The organism is Candidatus Pelagibacter sp. Uisw_127 (genome assembly GCF_047722515.1).
In the GTDB taxonomy this organism is placed as follows: domain Bacteria; phylum Pseudomonadota; class Alphaproteobacteria; order Pelagibacterales; family Pelagibacteraceae; genus Pelagibacter.
This window is the reverse complement of the sequence record NZ_CP159815.1, coordinates 454,544-468,755: the sequence shown is the minus strand read 5'-3', so window position 1 is coordinate 468,755 and position 14,212 is coordinate 454,544. Positions and strand designations below refer to the sequence as shown.

The 14,212-nt window shown below is 32.9% G+C and carries 11 protein-coding genes and 4 tRNA genes; 2 read left to right on the top strand and 13 right to left on the bottom strand.

What is annotated here, in order from left to right; translation table 11 throughout:
* Position 1: 1 nt before the first annotated feature.
* The 13 genes from rpsL to ABXT65_RS02420 all read right to left on the bottom strand — a co-directional run bounded on the left by rpsL (position 2) and on the right by ABXT65_RS02420 (position 13,147).
* Positions 2-373, bottom strand: coding sequence for a 30S ribosomal protein S12 (gene rpsL / locus ABXT65_RS02480; RefSeq protein WP_415277709.1), 372 nt, complete (start codon positions 371-373; stop codon positions 2-4).
* 166 nt (positions 374-539) lie between these two features.
* Positions 540-4,712 carry a DNA-directed RNA polymerase subunit beta' gene (gene rpoC, locus ABXT65_RS02475; RefSeq protein ID WP_415323976.1) on the bottom strand — a complete coding sequence of 1,391 codons (4,173 nt, stop codon included), beginning with the start codon at positions 4,710-4,712 and terminating at the stop codon, positions 540-542.
* 2 nt (positions 4,713-4,714) lie between these two features.
* Positions 4,715-8,806 carry a DNA-directed RNA polymerase subunit beta gene (rpoB, locus tag ABXT65_RS02470; protein WP_415323974.1) on the bottom strand — a complete coding sequence of 1,364 codons (4,092 nt, stop codon included), beginning with the start codon at positions 8,804-8,806 and terminating at the stop codon, positions 4,715-4,717.
* A gap of 54 nt (positions 8,807-8,860) precedes the next feature.
* On the bottom strand, positions 8,861-9,226 hold the full coding sequence (gene rplL / locus ABXT65_RS02465; RefSeq protein WP_415285746.1) for a 50S ribosomal protein L7/L12: 366 nt from the start codon (positions 9,224-9,226) through the stop codon (positions 8,861-8,863).
* Positions 9,227-9,232: 6 nt separating this feature from the next.
* The gene (rplJ, locus tag ABXT65_RS02460) at positions 9,233-9,754 is read right to left on the bottom strand and encodes a 50S ribosomal protein L10 (protein ID WP_415324201.1); all 522 of its coding nucleotides are present in this window, start codon (positions 9,752-9,754) and stop codon (positions 9,233-9,235) included.
* 5 nt (positions 9,755-9,759) lie between these two features.
* On the bottom strand, positions 9,760-10,449 hold the full coding sequence (gene rplA, locus ABXT65_RS02455; RefSeq protein ID WP_415323972.1) for a 50S ribosomal protein L1: 690 nt from the start codon (positions 10,447-10,449) through the stop codon (positions 9,760-9,762).
* The gene (rplK, locus tag ABXT65_RS02450) at positions 10,449-10,874 is read right to left on the bottom strand and encodes a 50S ribosomal protein L11 (protein WP_415277713.1); all 426 of its coding nucleotides are present in this window, start codon (positions 10,872-10,874) and stop codon (positions 10,449-10,451) included. Before rplK ends, rplA begins: the two co-directional genes overlap by 1 nt.
* Positions 10,874-11,404 (bottom strand): transcription termination/antitermination protein NusG, encoded by a 531-nt coding sequence (nusG, locus tag ABXT65_RS02445; protein ID WP_415323971.1) that lies wholly within the window; start codon positions 11,402-11,404, stop codon positions 10,874-10,876. The genes rplK and nusG overlap by 1 nt, the downstream gene beginning before the upstream one ends.
* Positions 11,404-11,595 carry a preprotein translocase subunit SecE gene (secE, locus tag ABXT65_RS02440; protein WP_415300920.1) on the bottom strand — a complete coding sequence of 64 codons (192 nt, stop codon included), beginning with the start codon at positions 11,593-11,595 and terminating at the stop codon, positions 11,404-11,406. The genes nusG and secE overlap by 1 nt, the downstream gene beginning before the upstream one ends.
* 20 nt (positions 11,596-11,615) lie before the next feature.
* Positions 11,616-11,691, bottom strand: a tRNA-Trp gene (locus ABXT65_RS02435).
* Between the two features lie 7 nt (positions 11,692-11,698).
* Positions 11,699-12,895, bottom strand: a complete 1,197-nt coding sequence (gene tuf, locus ABXT65_RS02430; RefSeq protein WP_415323969.1) for an elongation factor Tu — start codon at positions 12,893-12,895, stop codon at positions 11,699-11,701.
* A gap of 46 nt (positions 12,896-12,941) precedes the next feature.
* A tRNA-Gly gene (locus ABXT65_RS02425) sits at positions 12,942-13,015 on the bottom strand.
* Positions 13,016-13,061: 46 nt separating this feature from the next.
* A tRNA-Tyr gene (locus ABXT65_RS02420) sits at positions 13,062-13,147 on the bottom strand.
* 130 nt (positions 13,148-13,277) lie between these two features.
* Here ABXT65_RS02420 and rlmB point away from each other — a divergent pair.
* Complete coding sequence (gene rlmB, locus ABXT65_RS02415; protein ID WP_415323968.1) at positions 13,278-14,021, top strand: 23S rRNA (guanosine(2251)-2'-O)-methyltransferase RlmB; 744 nt, start codon at positions 13,278-13,280, stop codon at positions 14,019-14,021.
* Between the two features lie 33 nt (positions 14,022-14,054).
* Positions 14,055-14,130: transfer RNA gene (locus ABXT65_RS02410), tRNA-Thr, on the top strand.
* Positions 14,131-14,212 lie beyond the last annotated feature (82 nt).

Sequence of the window (14,212 nt, the reverse complement as noted above, 5' to 3'; positions counted from 1 at the left end):
ATTATTTACCTTTTTTAGTTCCGTATAATGATCTACGTTTTTTTCTTCCTGCAACAGCCTGGGTATCTAAATTTCCTCTAAGAATATGATAACGAACACCAGGTAAATCTTTAACACGACCACCTCTAATCAAAACCACAGAGTGCTCTTGAAGGTTATGGCCTTCGCCACCAATATAAGCTGTAACTTCAAAACCATTTGAAAGTCTAACTCTAGCAACTTTTCTTAATGCTGAGTTGGGTTTTTTAGGAGTTGTTGTATAAACTTTAAGACACACGCCCCTTTTTAAAGGTTGCTTTTCAAGTGCAGGAACTTTGTTCCTTGCAACCGGTCTAGTTCTTTTCTTTCTTAACAACTGGTTAATAGTTGGCATAAATTTTTTAATTAATTAATTTATTTTTGAATGAAAATAACTGACAGGTTATTTTGTGGCAGCGTTTAGTTCCATAAATAGGTACTACATTCCAACCAAAAACATCGTCAAAATACTGTTTAATTTGACTTTGTCAAACTAAAACTACAATTTAAACGTGTTTAATTTATTGATTAGCTTGAGCTTCTGTAGCATCAACAGGTTCTATTTTGTCTTGATCTGCTAAGAATTTATTATCAGCTTCAATGGCATTTCTATTCCATTTATTCTTAATATGACCAGTACCAGCTGGAACTAGTCTGCCGACAATAACATTTTCTTTTAAGCCATTTAATGGGTCAACTTTACCTTTGATAGCAGCATCAGTTAAAACTCTTGTGGTTTCTTGGAATGATGCAGCTGAAATAAACGATTCAGTTTGCAGCGATGCTTTGGTAATTCCCATTAAAACCCTTTCACCAACAGCAGGATTTTTTCCTTCTGCTACAAGTTTTTCATTTGCTATATCAAACTTAATTCTGTCAATCATTTCTCCAGGTAAATACGACGAATCACCAGAAACTTTGATTTCAACTTTTTTAAGCATTTGTCTTAGAATAGTTTCGATGTGTTTATCGTTAATTATTACACCTTGTAATCTGTAAACTTCTTGTACTTGGTTAACAAAATATTCAGTTAAATCTTTTATACCTAAAATTCTAAGGATATCGTGAGGTAAAGGTTGTCCATCAAGCAGATATTCCCCTTTTTTAATTTTTTCACCTTGGTTAAAGTTTATATGTTTACCTTTTGGAATTAAATAGTTAGAAGGCTCACCTTTCTCAGGTTGAATAGAAATTTTTTGTTTACCTCTAACTTCTTTTCCAAATAAAACTTGTCCATCGTTTTCAGCAATAATTGCACTATCTTTTGCTTTTCTTGCTTCGAATAATTCAGCTACACGAGGTAATCCACCAGTAATATCTTTTGTTTTAGTTGTTTCTTTCGGTAATCTCGCGATGATATCACCTGCGAATATTTTTTGCCCATCTTTAACAGATAAAATTGAATCTGGTACTAGGTAATATCTAGCCTCATTATCGTCAGCTTTCTTAATAACGTTTCCTTTATCATCTCTTAAAGTAATTCTTGGTTTTAAATCAGTATTTTTAGATTGAGCTCTCCAGTCAATTACAGATTTAGATGAAATACCAGTTGCATCATCTGTGGTTTCTTGGATAGAAATTCCATCAATCAAATCAACATATCCAGCAGTACCACTTTTCTCAGCAATAACTGGCGTAGTGTAAGGGTCCCATTCGCAAATTTTTTCATTTGATTTAACTTTATCACCATTTTGGAAAAATAATTTTGATCCATAAGCTACTTTATAGACAGCTACTTGAACTCCATTATCATCTTCAATAGAAAGTTGCGTGTTTCTACCCATTACAATTAAGTTTTTCTTAGAATCTTCTAATAAATTTGAGTTAATAATTTTCAAAATACCTGAAGATTTTGTAACAATTTGAGATTCTTGTTTAACAGAAGCGGTACCACCAACATGGAATGTTCTCATTGTTAACTGTGTACCCGGCTCACCAATAGATTGAGCTGAAATCATACCAATTGCTTCACCAACGTGAACCATTTTACCTCTTGATAAATCACGTCCATAACAAGTTGCACAAACACCTTTTTTAGAACTACACGTCATTACTGAATAAGCTTTGATGAATTTAACACCTGCTGCATCAATTTTATCGCAACCAGCTTCATCAATCATTATATCTTTTTTAATTACAACTTCACCTGAGATTGGGTTTTTTACATCAAATGCAGTAACTCTTCCTAAGGCTCTCTCAGATAAACTAACAACGACATTTCCACCTTCAAGAATTTCACCTAATTCAATAAATCCTGGATTATCACATTTTATTTTAGAAATAGTAAGATCCTGAGCAACGTCACAAAGTCTTCTAGTTAAATAACCTGAGCTCGCTGTTTTTAAGGCAGTATCAGCAAGACCTTTTCTGGCTCCGTGAGTTGAGTTAAAATATTCAAGAGCCGTAAGACCTTCTTTAAAATTAGAAATAATAGGTGTTTCAATAATTTCACCAGAAGGTTTTGCGATCAGTCCTCTCATTCCAGCCAATTGTTTCATTTGTGCAGCTGATCCTCTAGCACCACTATCGGCCATCATGAATACAGAGTTAATTTTCATTCCATCAGGAGTACTTTCTGTTGCAGAAATTCCTCTCATCATTTCGCCTGCAACTTTATCTGTACATTTAGACCAAGCATCAACTACTTTGTTATATTTTTCGCCTCTAGTAATTAAACCTTCAGAATATTGATTTTCATAATCGGCAATTAGTTTTTTAGTATCTTCAATTAGTTGGCCTTTATTTGGAGGAATAACTAGATCATCCTTACCAAAAGAAATACCAGCTTTAAATGCGTGTTTGAAACCTAAGTCTTTTAAATGATCACAAAAAATAACTGTAGTTTTTTGACCACAAAATCTAAATACACTGTCAATGATTTCAGAAACTGTTTTCTTTGGTAACAATCTGTCTATCATTGAAAAAGTAATATCTTTATTCTTAGGTAATAAATTTGCTAATAAGAATCTTCCAGCAGTTGTTGTGTGTTTTTCAACCTTCTTATTTCCTTTTTCATCAAGTGTTTCGAATCTAGAAACAATAGTTGAGTGTACTTTTATTTGACCCGTTGATAACGCGTGTTCAATTTCGTTATTATTTATGAAGTAACCATCTGGCTTTTCAGTTTGAAAAGGAGCTTGAGATAAATAATAAAGTCCTAAAATCATATCCTGACTTGGTACAATAATAGGTTTTCCATTTGATGGGCTTAAAATATTATTTGTTGATAACATTAAAATTCTTGCTTCTAGTTGAGCCTCTAAGCTCAATGGAACATGTACAGCCATTTGGTCACCATCAAAGTCAGCATTGAAAGCCGCACAACATAATGGGTGTAATTCAATAGCATCCCCTTCAATTAATTTAGGTTCAAATGCTTGCACACCTAATCTGTGAAGTGTTGGAGCACGGTTAAGCAGCACGGGGTGCTCTCTAACAATGAGTTCAAGTGCATCCCAAACAGCATTAGTTTCTTTTTCAACTAATTTCTTTGCTTGTTTGATCGTTGAAGCTAGTCCTAATTTATTCAATCTTGCGTAAAGAAAAGGTTTGAAAAGTTCTAAAGCCATTTTTTTAGGTAAACCACATTCATGTAATTTAAGATCTGGGCCAACAACAATTACCGATCTACCTGAGTAATCCACTCTTTTTCCTAATAAGTTTTGTCTAAATCTACCTTGCTTACCTTTAAGCATTTCAGCTAAAGATTTAAGAGGTCTCTTACCAGTTCCAGTTATTACTCTCCCTCTTCTACCGTTATCAAATAAAGCATCAACAGATTCTTGCAGCATTCTTTTTTCATTTCTAACAATAATATCTGGCGCTTTAAGGTCCATTAATCTCTTTAAACGATTATTTCTGTTAATAACTCTTCTATAAAGATCGTTTAAGTCAGAAGTCGCAAATCTTCCTCCATCTAAAGGTACTAATGGTCTAAGTTCAGGCGGAATTACAGGAATAACTGTTAAAATCATCCACTCAGGTTTTTGACCCGTTTCAATGAATGACTCAATTAATTTAAGTCTTTTAATTGATCTTTCTTCGTTAACTTTTGATTTTGTTTCTTTGATAGTGTTAATTAAAATTTTTCTTTCTAACTCAAGATCCATTGATTTTAAGATATTGAGAATAGCCTCAGCACCAATCCCTGCTTCAAATGATTCTTCACCAAATTCATCTTGGTATTTTGCAAGCTCTTCTTCATTGAGTAGTTGATTTTTTTGTAATGTTGTCATTCCAGGCTCAATAACAATAAAGTTTTCAAAGTATAAAACTCTTTCTACTTCCTTTAACTTCATGTCAACTGCAAGAGAAATTCTACTAGGTAGTGATTTTAAAAACCAGATATGTGCTACAGGTGTAGCTAAATTAATGTGACCCATTCTTTCTCTACGCACATTAGATTTTGTAACTTCAACTCCACATTTTTCACAAATTATTCCTCTGAATTTCATTCTTTTGTACTTACCGCACAAACATTCGTAATCTTTAATGGGTCCAAAAATTCTAGCACAGAACAAGCCATCTTTTTCAGGTCTAAAAGTTCTATAATTTATAGTTTCAGGTTTTTTAATTTCACCGTAAGTCCAAGATTTAATTTTTTCTGGACTGGCTAAAGTAATCTTAATGCTACTAAAATTTTGAGCTTCTGAAACTTCACTATTTTTAAATAAATCTGTTAATTCTTTTTTCATATTTAATTTAATTCTATGTTTAGTGCTAATGATTTAATTTCTTTAACTAGTACGTTAAATGATTCTGGTATTCCAGATTCAAAATTCTCTTCGCCTTTAACTATAGTTTCATAAACTTTAACTCTTCCAGCGACGTCATCTGATTTAACAGTTAGAATTTCTTGTAAAGTATAAGAGGCACCATACGCTTCAAGTGCCCAAACTTCCATTTCACCAAATCTTTGTCCACCTAATTGAGCTTTACCACCCAAAGGTTGTTGAGTAACAAGACTGTATGGTCCAGTAGATCTTGCATGAATTTTATCTTCAACAAGGTGATGAAGTTTTAACATATAGATAATTCCAACAGTTACTGGTCTATCAAACATTTCACCTGTTCTTCCATCCCATAAGTGGGTCTGTCCAGATGTGGGTAGTTTAGCTAACTTAAGCATTTCAGAAACGTCTTTTTCTTTAGCACCATCAAATACAGGAGTTGAAATAGCTATACCATTTTGTAAATTCTCACACAAATCTGCAAATTCAGTCTTATTTAATTTATCGATACCATCATCAAAAACTTCTTTTCCATATACAGACGTTAAAAAGGATGCAATTTTTTGAGTTTTTTCAAATTTTTTATTATTTTCGTTTACTAATCTCTTTACTTCTTCACCAAATTCTTTACAGGCCCAACCAAGATGTGTTTCTAAAATTTGACCAACATTCATACGACTTGGAACACCTAAAGGATTTAGAACAATATCAACTGGTCTTCCGTCTTCTCTATAAGGCATATCTTCAACAGGAACAATTTTACTAACAACGCCTTTGTTACCATGTCTTCCTGACATTTTATCACCTGGTCTCAATCTTCTTTTAATTGCAACAAATACTTTAACCATTTTCATAACACTTGGTAACAGATCGTCACCACTTCTAATTTTAAGAACCTTGTCTTCAAATCTTTCTAAAATATCTTGCTTAGCAGTATTGTATTGGTCTTTTAATTGAGCAACACTTGCTTCATCATTAACATTTCCTACTGTAACTTTGAAAAGATCATTGATGCTAATTATATTTATGGTTCCTAAGTCAAGTTTCGTTCCTATTTCTAAATCTTTAATTTTTTTAGTTAACGAGGCACCTGAAAAAATCTGGTTAGCTCTTTGTTTGATACTTCTTTCTAAAATTTCTTCTTCAACGATTTTATCTTGTTGAACAGTTTCAATTTCTGCTCTTTCAATGGTTATAGATCTTTCATCTTTTTCAATACCGTGTCTATTAAAAACTCTTACATCGACAATTGTTCCACTACTACCTCTAGACATTTTTAAAGATGTGTCAGTGACGTCAATTGCTTTTTCTCCAAAAATTGATCTTAATAATTTTTCTTCTGGGCCTGATGCAGAGTCACCTTTTGGTGTAACTTTACCAACAAGAATATCTCCAGCTTTAACTTCAGCACCAATATAAACAATCCCTGATTCATCAAGATTTTTTAATGCTTCTTCATTAACATTTGGAATATCTCTAGTGATTTCTTCCTCACCAAGCTTAGTATCTCTGGCCATAACTTCATATTCAACAATATGAACAGAGGTAAATACGTCATCCGTTACGCATCTTTCTGAGATTAAAATAGAATCTTCAAAATTGTAACCTTGCCAAGGCATGAATGCTACAGTTACATTTTTTCCAAGTGCTAACTCACCTAATTTAGTTGAAGGACCATCAGCAATAATGTCACCTGATTTAACTTTATCACCAACTCTCACCAAAGGTTTTTGGTTAATGCAGGTATTTTGGTTTGATCTTTTAAATTTTTGTAAATTATAAATATCAACACCAGATTTTGTAAAGTCAGTTTCTTCTGTAGCCTTGATAACAATTCTTTTACCATCAATTTTATCAACTGTACCATCACGATTAGCAACAATAGTAACACCAGAATCAAGAGCAACATCACTTTCAATACCAGTTCCAACTAATGGAGATTCAGGCTTCAATAAAGGCACAGCCTGTCTCATCATGTTAGACCCCATAAGGGCTCTGTTTGCATCATCATTTTCTAAAAAAGGAATTAAAGATGCTGCAACAGAAACCAATTGCTTTGGAGATACATCAATGTAATCAATATTTTCAGGTCTTGATAAAACAAAGTTTAGATTTTCTCTGCAAGGAACTAGTTCTTCTAAAATTTTTCCACTTTTATCAAGTTTGGCATTTGCTTGAGCAATTGTAAATTTCGTTTCTTCCATAGCTGATAAGTATTCAACTTTATTTTCTACTATTCCGTTTTTAACTTTCTTGTAAGGACTTTCAATAAAACCATATTTGTTAATTTTTGCATATGTGGATAAACTATTAATCAACCCAATATTTGGTCCCTCAGGAGTTTCAATCGGGCAAATTCTACCGTAGTGAGTTGGGTGAACGTCACGGACATCAAATCCAGCTCGTTCTCTAGTTAGGCCACCAGGGCCTAAAGCAGAAACTCTTCTTTTGTGAGTTATTTCAGATAAAGGATTTGTTTGATCCATAAATTGAGAAAGTTGAGAGCTTACAAAAAAATCTTTTAAAGACACGGTTAATGGTTTTGCATTAATTAAATCCTGAGGCATAGCCGATTCAATATCTAGAGTTGTCATCTTTTCCTTAATAGCTCTTTCCATTCTATAAACGCCTATACGAGCTTGGTTTTCTACAAGTTCACCAACAGATCTAACTCTTCTATTTCCTAAATGATCGATATCATCAACTTCATCTTTACCATCACGTAAATCTAACATTTTATGGACAATGGCTACGATGTCATCATTTCTTAAAATTGTAACTTTATCTGAACACTCTAAAGCTAATCTAGAATTCATTTTTACTCTGCCGACATCAGAAAGGTCATACCTATCAGAACTAAAAAATAAATTATTAAAAATTTGTGTAGCAATTTCTATAGTTGGTGGTTCACCTGGTCTTAAAACTTTATAAATTTCTGTAATTGCCTCTTCTTTACTATTATTTTTGTCATTTAAAAGAGTAGCTAACAAATAAGGTCCTTTATTAATTGAATTTGTAATTGAAACTTCAATAGAGTTTATGTTGGCTTCTAATACTTGTTTGATAATAGTGTCGTTTAACTCAGTACCTATAGCAAAAGTACCTTCTTCTTCATCATCGCTAACTTTAACGTCTCTATGTAAATATTTTCCATAAAGAGATTCCTGTGAAACCAAGATATCTCTTAGCCCATCACTAGCTAATTTTTTTGCTGTTAAATAATTAACTTTATCTCCTAATTTGATAACAATTTTGCCAGTTTTATTATCTATAACCTCTTCAGAAAAATTTTTTGCTTTATAATTTTCTGGATTAAATCTTGTCTTCCATTTTCCTGTTTTAGCATCAAAAAAATAAATTTCTTTACCATAAAATTCATCAGCTATTTCAGGCTTGTTAAATCCTAAAGCCATCAACAAAGTTGATGCAAATATTTTTTTCTTTCTATCAATTTTAAAATATAAAAAATCTTTAACGTCGTACTCTAAATCTAACCAAGAACCTCTATTTGGAATAACTCTACAATTAAAAAGAAGTTTACCACTAGCATGAGATTTTCCCTTATCATGATCAAAGAAGACACCTGGGCTTCTATGCATTTGGTTTACAACAACTCTTTGTACACCGTTAGTTATAAAAGTTCCACTACCTGTCATCATTGGAACTTCACCCATATAAACCTCTTGTTCTTTAGCAGATAGAATATCTTTTGTATTATTCTCTTGATCTATCTCATAAACAACCAGTCTCAAAATACACTTAAGAGCAGAAGTGAAGGATAATCCTCTTTGAATACATTCTTCTGTATCAAATTTAGGTTTTTCTAAACTATATGAAACATACTCTAATGTTGCTTTGTCATTAAGATCCTCAATTGGAAAAATACTTTTAAAAACTCTATCAAAGCCTTTTGACAAATCTCCAGCTTCAGAATCAAAATCAGTTAACTGTTTGTAAGAATTTTTTTGAACTTCAATTAAGTTAGGAATAGACAAAGTTTCAGCTAATTTACCAAAGCTTTTTCTAACATTTTTCTTTTGAGTAAAAGATAATTGCATTTATAAATAGTTACCGATTAAAACCAATCAGTAATTAGGTTCTTTCTAATTAATTTATTTAAGTTCTACTTTTGCGCCTGCTGCTTCTAACTTAGCTTTAAGTTCTTCAGCATCTTTTTTGTTAACACCAGATTTTACTTCTTTCGGTGCACCTTCGACTAAATCTTTTGCTTCTTTAAGACCTAAAGATGTTGCTGCTCTAACTTCTTTAATAACATTAATCTTTTTATCTCCAGCCGAAATTAACATGACTGTAAAATCATCTTTGGCTTCTTCAGCTGCACCACCTGCTGCTGCTGCTGGAGCTGCTGCAGCCATAGCTGTAACACCCCATTTTTCCTCAAGTTGTTTTGAAAGTTCAGCTGCTTCTACAACAGTTAAACTTGATAAGTCTTCAATAATTTTATTTAGATCAGGCATATTTTTTTATACTTCTTTAGGGTTATTTTCAGAATTTTCTGGGGACAAACTACTCATTTTTTCAGAACGTGCAAGTAAAATACTTACAAATTTTGAAGCTGATGCAGCTAAAATTCCCACAATATTAGCTCTAGCTTCGTCAAGTGTTGGTAAATTAGCTACATCCTGAACTCCAGTTTTATCCAAAATGTCACTGCCCATTATTCCACCTAAAAGCTTCAAGTTTTCATTAGTTTTTGCAAATTTTGACAATATTCTTGCAGACATAATTGCATCATTTGAGAAAGCAACAGCGGTAGCTCCTGTAAATAAGTTAGAAAGATCCTTACACTTTGTTTTTTCAAGTGCTAGTTTAGTGATTCTATTTTTAGTAATTTTGAATTTAATTCCATGTTCTCTCATTTGAGCTCTTAACTCATCTATTTGAGACATGGTAAGTCCCTGATAATGAGTAACTAATACAGATTCGTTATTTTGAAACTGAGTTTCCATTTCACTAATATAATTCTTTTTTTGCTCCCTGGTCATCATAACTATATAATCTTTCCTAATTTAACTTTGTAAGACACACCCATACTAGATGTTACAAAGGTATTTTTAATTAGATCGCCTTTTAAAGTAAGGTTACCTTTTTCTTTTTCTAAAGTGTCTAAAATTGCATAATAATTTTTTAATAATTGATCATCATGAAATGATTTTTTTCCAATACTAACACCAATATTTCCGTCTTTATCATTTCTGATCTCAGCTTGGCCAGACTTAGCATTTGTTACAGCTTGTTTTACATCATCAGAAACAGATCCAAGTTTAGGATTTGGCATAAGGCCTTTTGGTCCTAAAACTTTCCCAAGTTTTGAAAGTTTAACCATCATACCTGGTGTACAAATTAACTTTTCAAAATTTAATTCGCCAGCTTTAATTTTGTCAATAAATTCATCACTTCCAACTATATCTGCACCAGCATCTTTAGCTTCTTGTGCTTTAGCATCTTCACAAACAACAGCTACTTTTACTTTTTTACCATTTCCACCGGGTAAATTAACTACAGTTCTGATATTAACTTCACCCTTTTTTTGCTTATTGTTAACTTGGAAAGATAAGTCAATTGATTCATCGAATTTTGTAGTACAGTTTTTTTTAACATCTGGTAATAATTTTTCCATCAACTCAGTTGCTAAATCTTTTGTTTTTTCTGGTAATTTTTTAAATCTTTTTGATGCCATTAGTCTTTAACCTCTATCCCCATTGATCTCGCTGAACCTGCAATAATTTTTACAGCTTGCTCTAAACTATGTGCGTTAAGATCTTTCATTTTTTGTGTTGCAATTTCTTCTGCTTGTTTTTTTGTAATTGACCCAGCTATACTTCTGCCAGGTTCTTTTGATCCACCCTTTAATTTAGCTGCTTCTTTAATAAAGTGAGATGCCGGTGGTGATTTAATTTCAAAATCAAACTTTTTATCTTTGTAAACAGTAATGATTACTGGAATTGGTTTTCCAGCAAATGCTTTAGTTTTATCATTAAAAGCTTTACAGAATTCCATTATGTTAATCCCACGTTGACCCAATGCTGGCCCTACTGGTGGAGCAGGATTTGCCTGACCACCCATAATTTGTAATTTTATATATCCACTAATTTCTTTTGCCATTAACTTGCTTTCTCTACTTGGTTATATTCTAAATCAACAGGTGTTGGTCTTCCAAAAATTGATACCGAAACTTTTAATCTAGATTTCTCTTCGTCAATATCTTCAACCATCCCACTGAATGATGCAAAAGGTCCGTCAACAACTTGAACTTTTTCACCAATGACGTACTCTATACCAGATTTTGGCTGTGCTACACCATCTTTTATTTGACCTAGAATTTTTTCTATTTCTTTGTCGGATACAGGTACAGGAATACCTTTAGAGCCTAAAAAACCACTAACTCTCTTCAGGTTTTTAATCATGTGATAAAGGTCGTTATCCATCTCGGTTTTTATTAGTACATAACCAGGAAAATATTTCTTTTTTCTCTGAATTCTTTTTCCTCTTTTGACTTCAGTTACATCATGAGTTGGAACAACAATTTCTTCAATTTTTTCAGAAATTTTTGCTTTTTCAGCCTCTTCTCTTATTAATCCTGCAACTTTATTCTCAAAATTTGAGTGCGATTGAACAATATACCAGTTTTTCATTAAATACTTACCTTTAGTAAAGCTTCCAATAAAAATTTAAGAACCTGATCGAGAAGTAAAAAAAAAAGTGACATGACAACTGCCATAGCAAACACCATTAATGCGCCCTGCATAGTCTCTTTTCCTGTTGGCCAGGAGACCTTAAAGGCTTCTTGTTTAACTTCTTGGATAAATTTAATTGGGTTTTTCATAATATACTGTTTAGCTTATTTGGCAGGAGTGGGGGGACTCGAACCCTCAGCCTCCGGTTTTGGAGACCGGCGCTCTACCAATTGAGCTACACTCCTATAGAGTTTATTCTATAATTTTAGTTACTACTCCAGCTCCAACTGTTCTACCACCTTCTCGAATAGCAAAGTTTAATTTTTCGCTCATCGCAATTGGAGTAATCAAAGTAACTGTAAATTTAGCATCATCACCGGGCATAACCATTTCAGTTCCTGCTGGTAACGTTACTTCACCTGTTACATCTGTTGTTCTAAAATAAAACTGGGGTCTGTATTTAGTAAAGAAAGGAGTGTGTCTCCCACCCTCATCCTTTTTAAGTACATAAGCCTGAGCTTCAAATTTAGTGTGTGGTGTAATTGAATCAGGTTTACAAAGAACCTGTCCTCTTTGAATATCATCTCTTTCAACACCTCTTAACAAAATTCCTACGTTATCTCCAGCTTCACCAGAATCTAAAAGTTTTCTAAACATTTCAACACCAGTACAAACTGATTTTTTAGTTTCGGTAACACCAACGATTGCAACTTCTTCACCAGTTTTAATAACACCAGATTCAATTCTACCAGTTGCAACAGTTCCTCTACCTGAAATTGAGAAAACATCCTCAACAGGCATTAGGAAAGGTTTATCTATATCTCTAGTCGGTTGAGGAATAAACTCATCAACTGTTTTCATTAATTCTACAATAGAGTTTTTTCCAATTTCATCATCTCTACCCTCAACTGCAGCTAAAGCAGAGCCTTTAGTAATTGGAGTTGTTTCTCCAGGATATTTGTATGAAGTTAAAAGTTCTCTAATTTCTTCTTCTACAAGTTCAATCATGTCTTTATCATCTACTTGATCAACCTTATTTAAGTAAACGACAATAGAAGGAATACCAACTTGCCTTCCTAAAAGAATGTGTTCTCTAGTTTGAGGCATAGGACCATCAGCAGCATTAACTACTAAAATTGCTCCATCCATTTGAGCTGCACCTGTAATCATATTTTTTACATAATCAGCGTGACCAGGACAATCTACGTGTGCGTAATGTCTTTTCTCAGTTTCATACTCAACGTGAGCAGTCGAAATTGTAATTCCTCTTTCTTTTTCTTCAGGGGCTTTATCAATTTGATCGTACGCCGTAAAAGTTGCAGTTGAACCAGCTGTTTCAGATAACACTTTTGTGATCGCTGCAGTTAATGTTGTTTTACCATGGTCGACATGACCAATTGTTCCGATGTTACAGTGTGGTTTGTTTCTTACGAACTTTTCTTTTGACATTACTTTTTTACCTCAGTTTAGTTTTATTAATAATTTCTTTTTTTCTTGGAGCGGGTAAAGAGAATCGAACTCTTACATCCAGCTTGGAAGGCTAGCGTTCTACCATTGAACTACACCCGCACAACATCAAGAATAACACTCCATTGTTATTTAAAAATTTATTGAATGGTGGAGGGGGAAAGATTCGAACTTTCGAAGACCGAAGTCAACGGGTTTACAGCCCGCCCCATTTGACCGCTCTGGAACCCCTCCTTTTTGGGGAAGTGTCCCCTTCTTCAATAAAGCTTCAAACAACATGCGTTTTATATATTTTTATTATGCAATTGCAACACGAGATTTACTGTGAAAACATGGTAAAATACGTATAAACAATCATTAATTTATGAATAAATCATCTTTTCTGATCGTTGGACAGCATGCTGTTATTGAGGCTCTAAGAAACCCTAATAGAAAGGTTTTAAAAGTTTTTTTAACTGAAGAAAGTAAAAAAAATATTCACAGAAAAAACCCAAAAAAAAATGTTCTTGAAGATGTTAAGGTATATTTTAAATCAAAAAAAGAGTTAGATAAATATACTTCAAAAGATCAAATGATGCATGGTGGTTATATTGCTGAAGTAGAGCATTTAGATCAACCTGAATTAAAAGAATTTATAAAAGGGAAAAATAATCTAACATTTGTTTGTATCGATGAGGTGACAGATCCAAGAAATATTGGCTCTCTAATAAGAAGCGCAGCATCATTTGATATTGATGGTTTAATAGTTAAAGAAAGACAATTCCCATCAGATAGCAAGCTAATGTATAAAGCGGCAAGTGGTTGTATGGAGCATTTAAATATATTTGAAGTTTCCAACATTAATTCAACACTTAAAAACTTAAGAGAGAAAAACTTTTGGGTTTATGGTTTTGATGCTAAAGGAGAAAAAAATTTTGTTGATGTTAAATGGAGTGGGAAAAATGTTCTTTTATTTGGATCTGAAGGATTTGGTATGAGGGAGCATACGGGTAAATATACAGACTTTTTAGTTAAGATTGATATAAATAAAGATGTTGAAAGCTTAAATATCTCGAATAGTGCAGCAATAGTATTTCATCATTTAAGTTATTTGAAAAAAAATTCTTGATTAGTTTAAGATTTCTTAATAGAAATCAATTATGCCCTTGTAGCTCAGCTGGTAGAGCAATTGATTTGTAATCAATAGGTCCGCGGTTCGACTCCGTGCGGGGGCACCACACAATCCTTTACTTATTTCACTTTTTAAATTTTTATAAAAAAAACTATAAGAAAAAATAGTAGAACAAAGACTATACAAAG

What these genes read in the sequence shown, in the direction of transcription:
- rpsL (WP_415277709.1), bottom strand. Translation starts at nt 373, where the DNA reads ATGCCAACTATTAACCAGTTGTTAAGAAAGAAAAGAACTAGACCGGTT.
- rpoC (WP_415323976.1), bottom strand. Translation starts at nt 4,712, where the DNA reads ATGAAAAAAGAATTAACAGATTTATTTAAAAATAGTGAAGTTTCAGAA.
- rpoB (WP_415323974.1), bottom strand. Translation starts at nt 8,806, where the DNA reads ATGCAATTATCTTTTACTCAAAAGAAAAATGTTAGAAAAAGCTTTGGT.
- rplL (WP_415285746.1), bottom strand. Translation starts at nt 9,226, where the DNA reads ATGCCTGATCTAAATAAAATTATTGAAGACTTATCAAGTTTAACTGTT.
- rplJ (WP_415324201.1), bottom strand. Translation starts at nt 9,754, where the DNA reads ATGACCAGGGAGCAAAAAAAGAATTATATTAGTGAAATGGAAACTCAG.
- rplA (WP_415323972.1), bottom strand. Translation starts at nt 10,449, where the DNA reads ATGGCATCAAAAAGATTTAAAAAATTACCAGAAAAAACAAAAGATTTA.
- rplK (WP_415277713.1), bottom strand. Translation starts at nt 10,874, where the DNA reads ATGGCAAAAGAAATTAGTGGATATATAAAATTACAAATTATGGGTGGT.
- nusG (WP_415323971.1), bottom strand. Translation starts at nt 11,404, where the DNA reads ATGAAAAACTGGTATATTGTTCAATCGCACTCAAATTTTGAGAATAAA.
- secE (WP_415300920.1), bottom strand. Translation starts at nt 11,595, where the DNA reads ATGAAAAACCCAATTAAATTTATCCAAGAAGTTAAACAAGAAGCCTTT.
- tuf (WP_415323969.1), bottom strand. Translation starts at nt 12,895, where the DNA reads ATGTCAAAAGAAAAGTTCGTAAGAAACAAACCACACTGTAACATCGGA.
- rlmB (WP_415323968.1), top strand. Translation starts at nt 13,278, where the DNA reads ATGAATAAATCATCTTTTCTGATCGTTGGACAGCATGCTGTTATTGAG.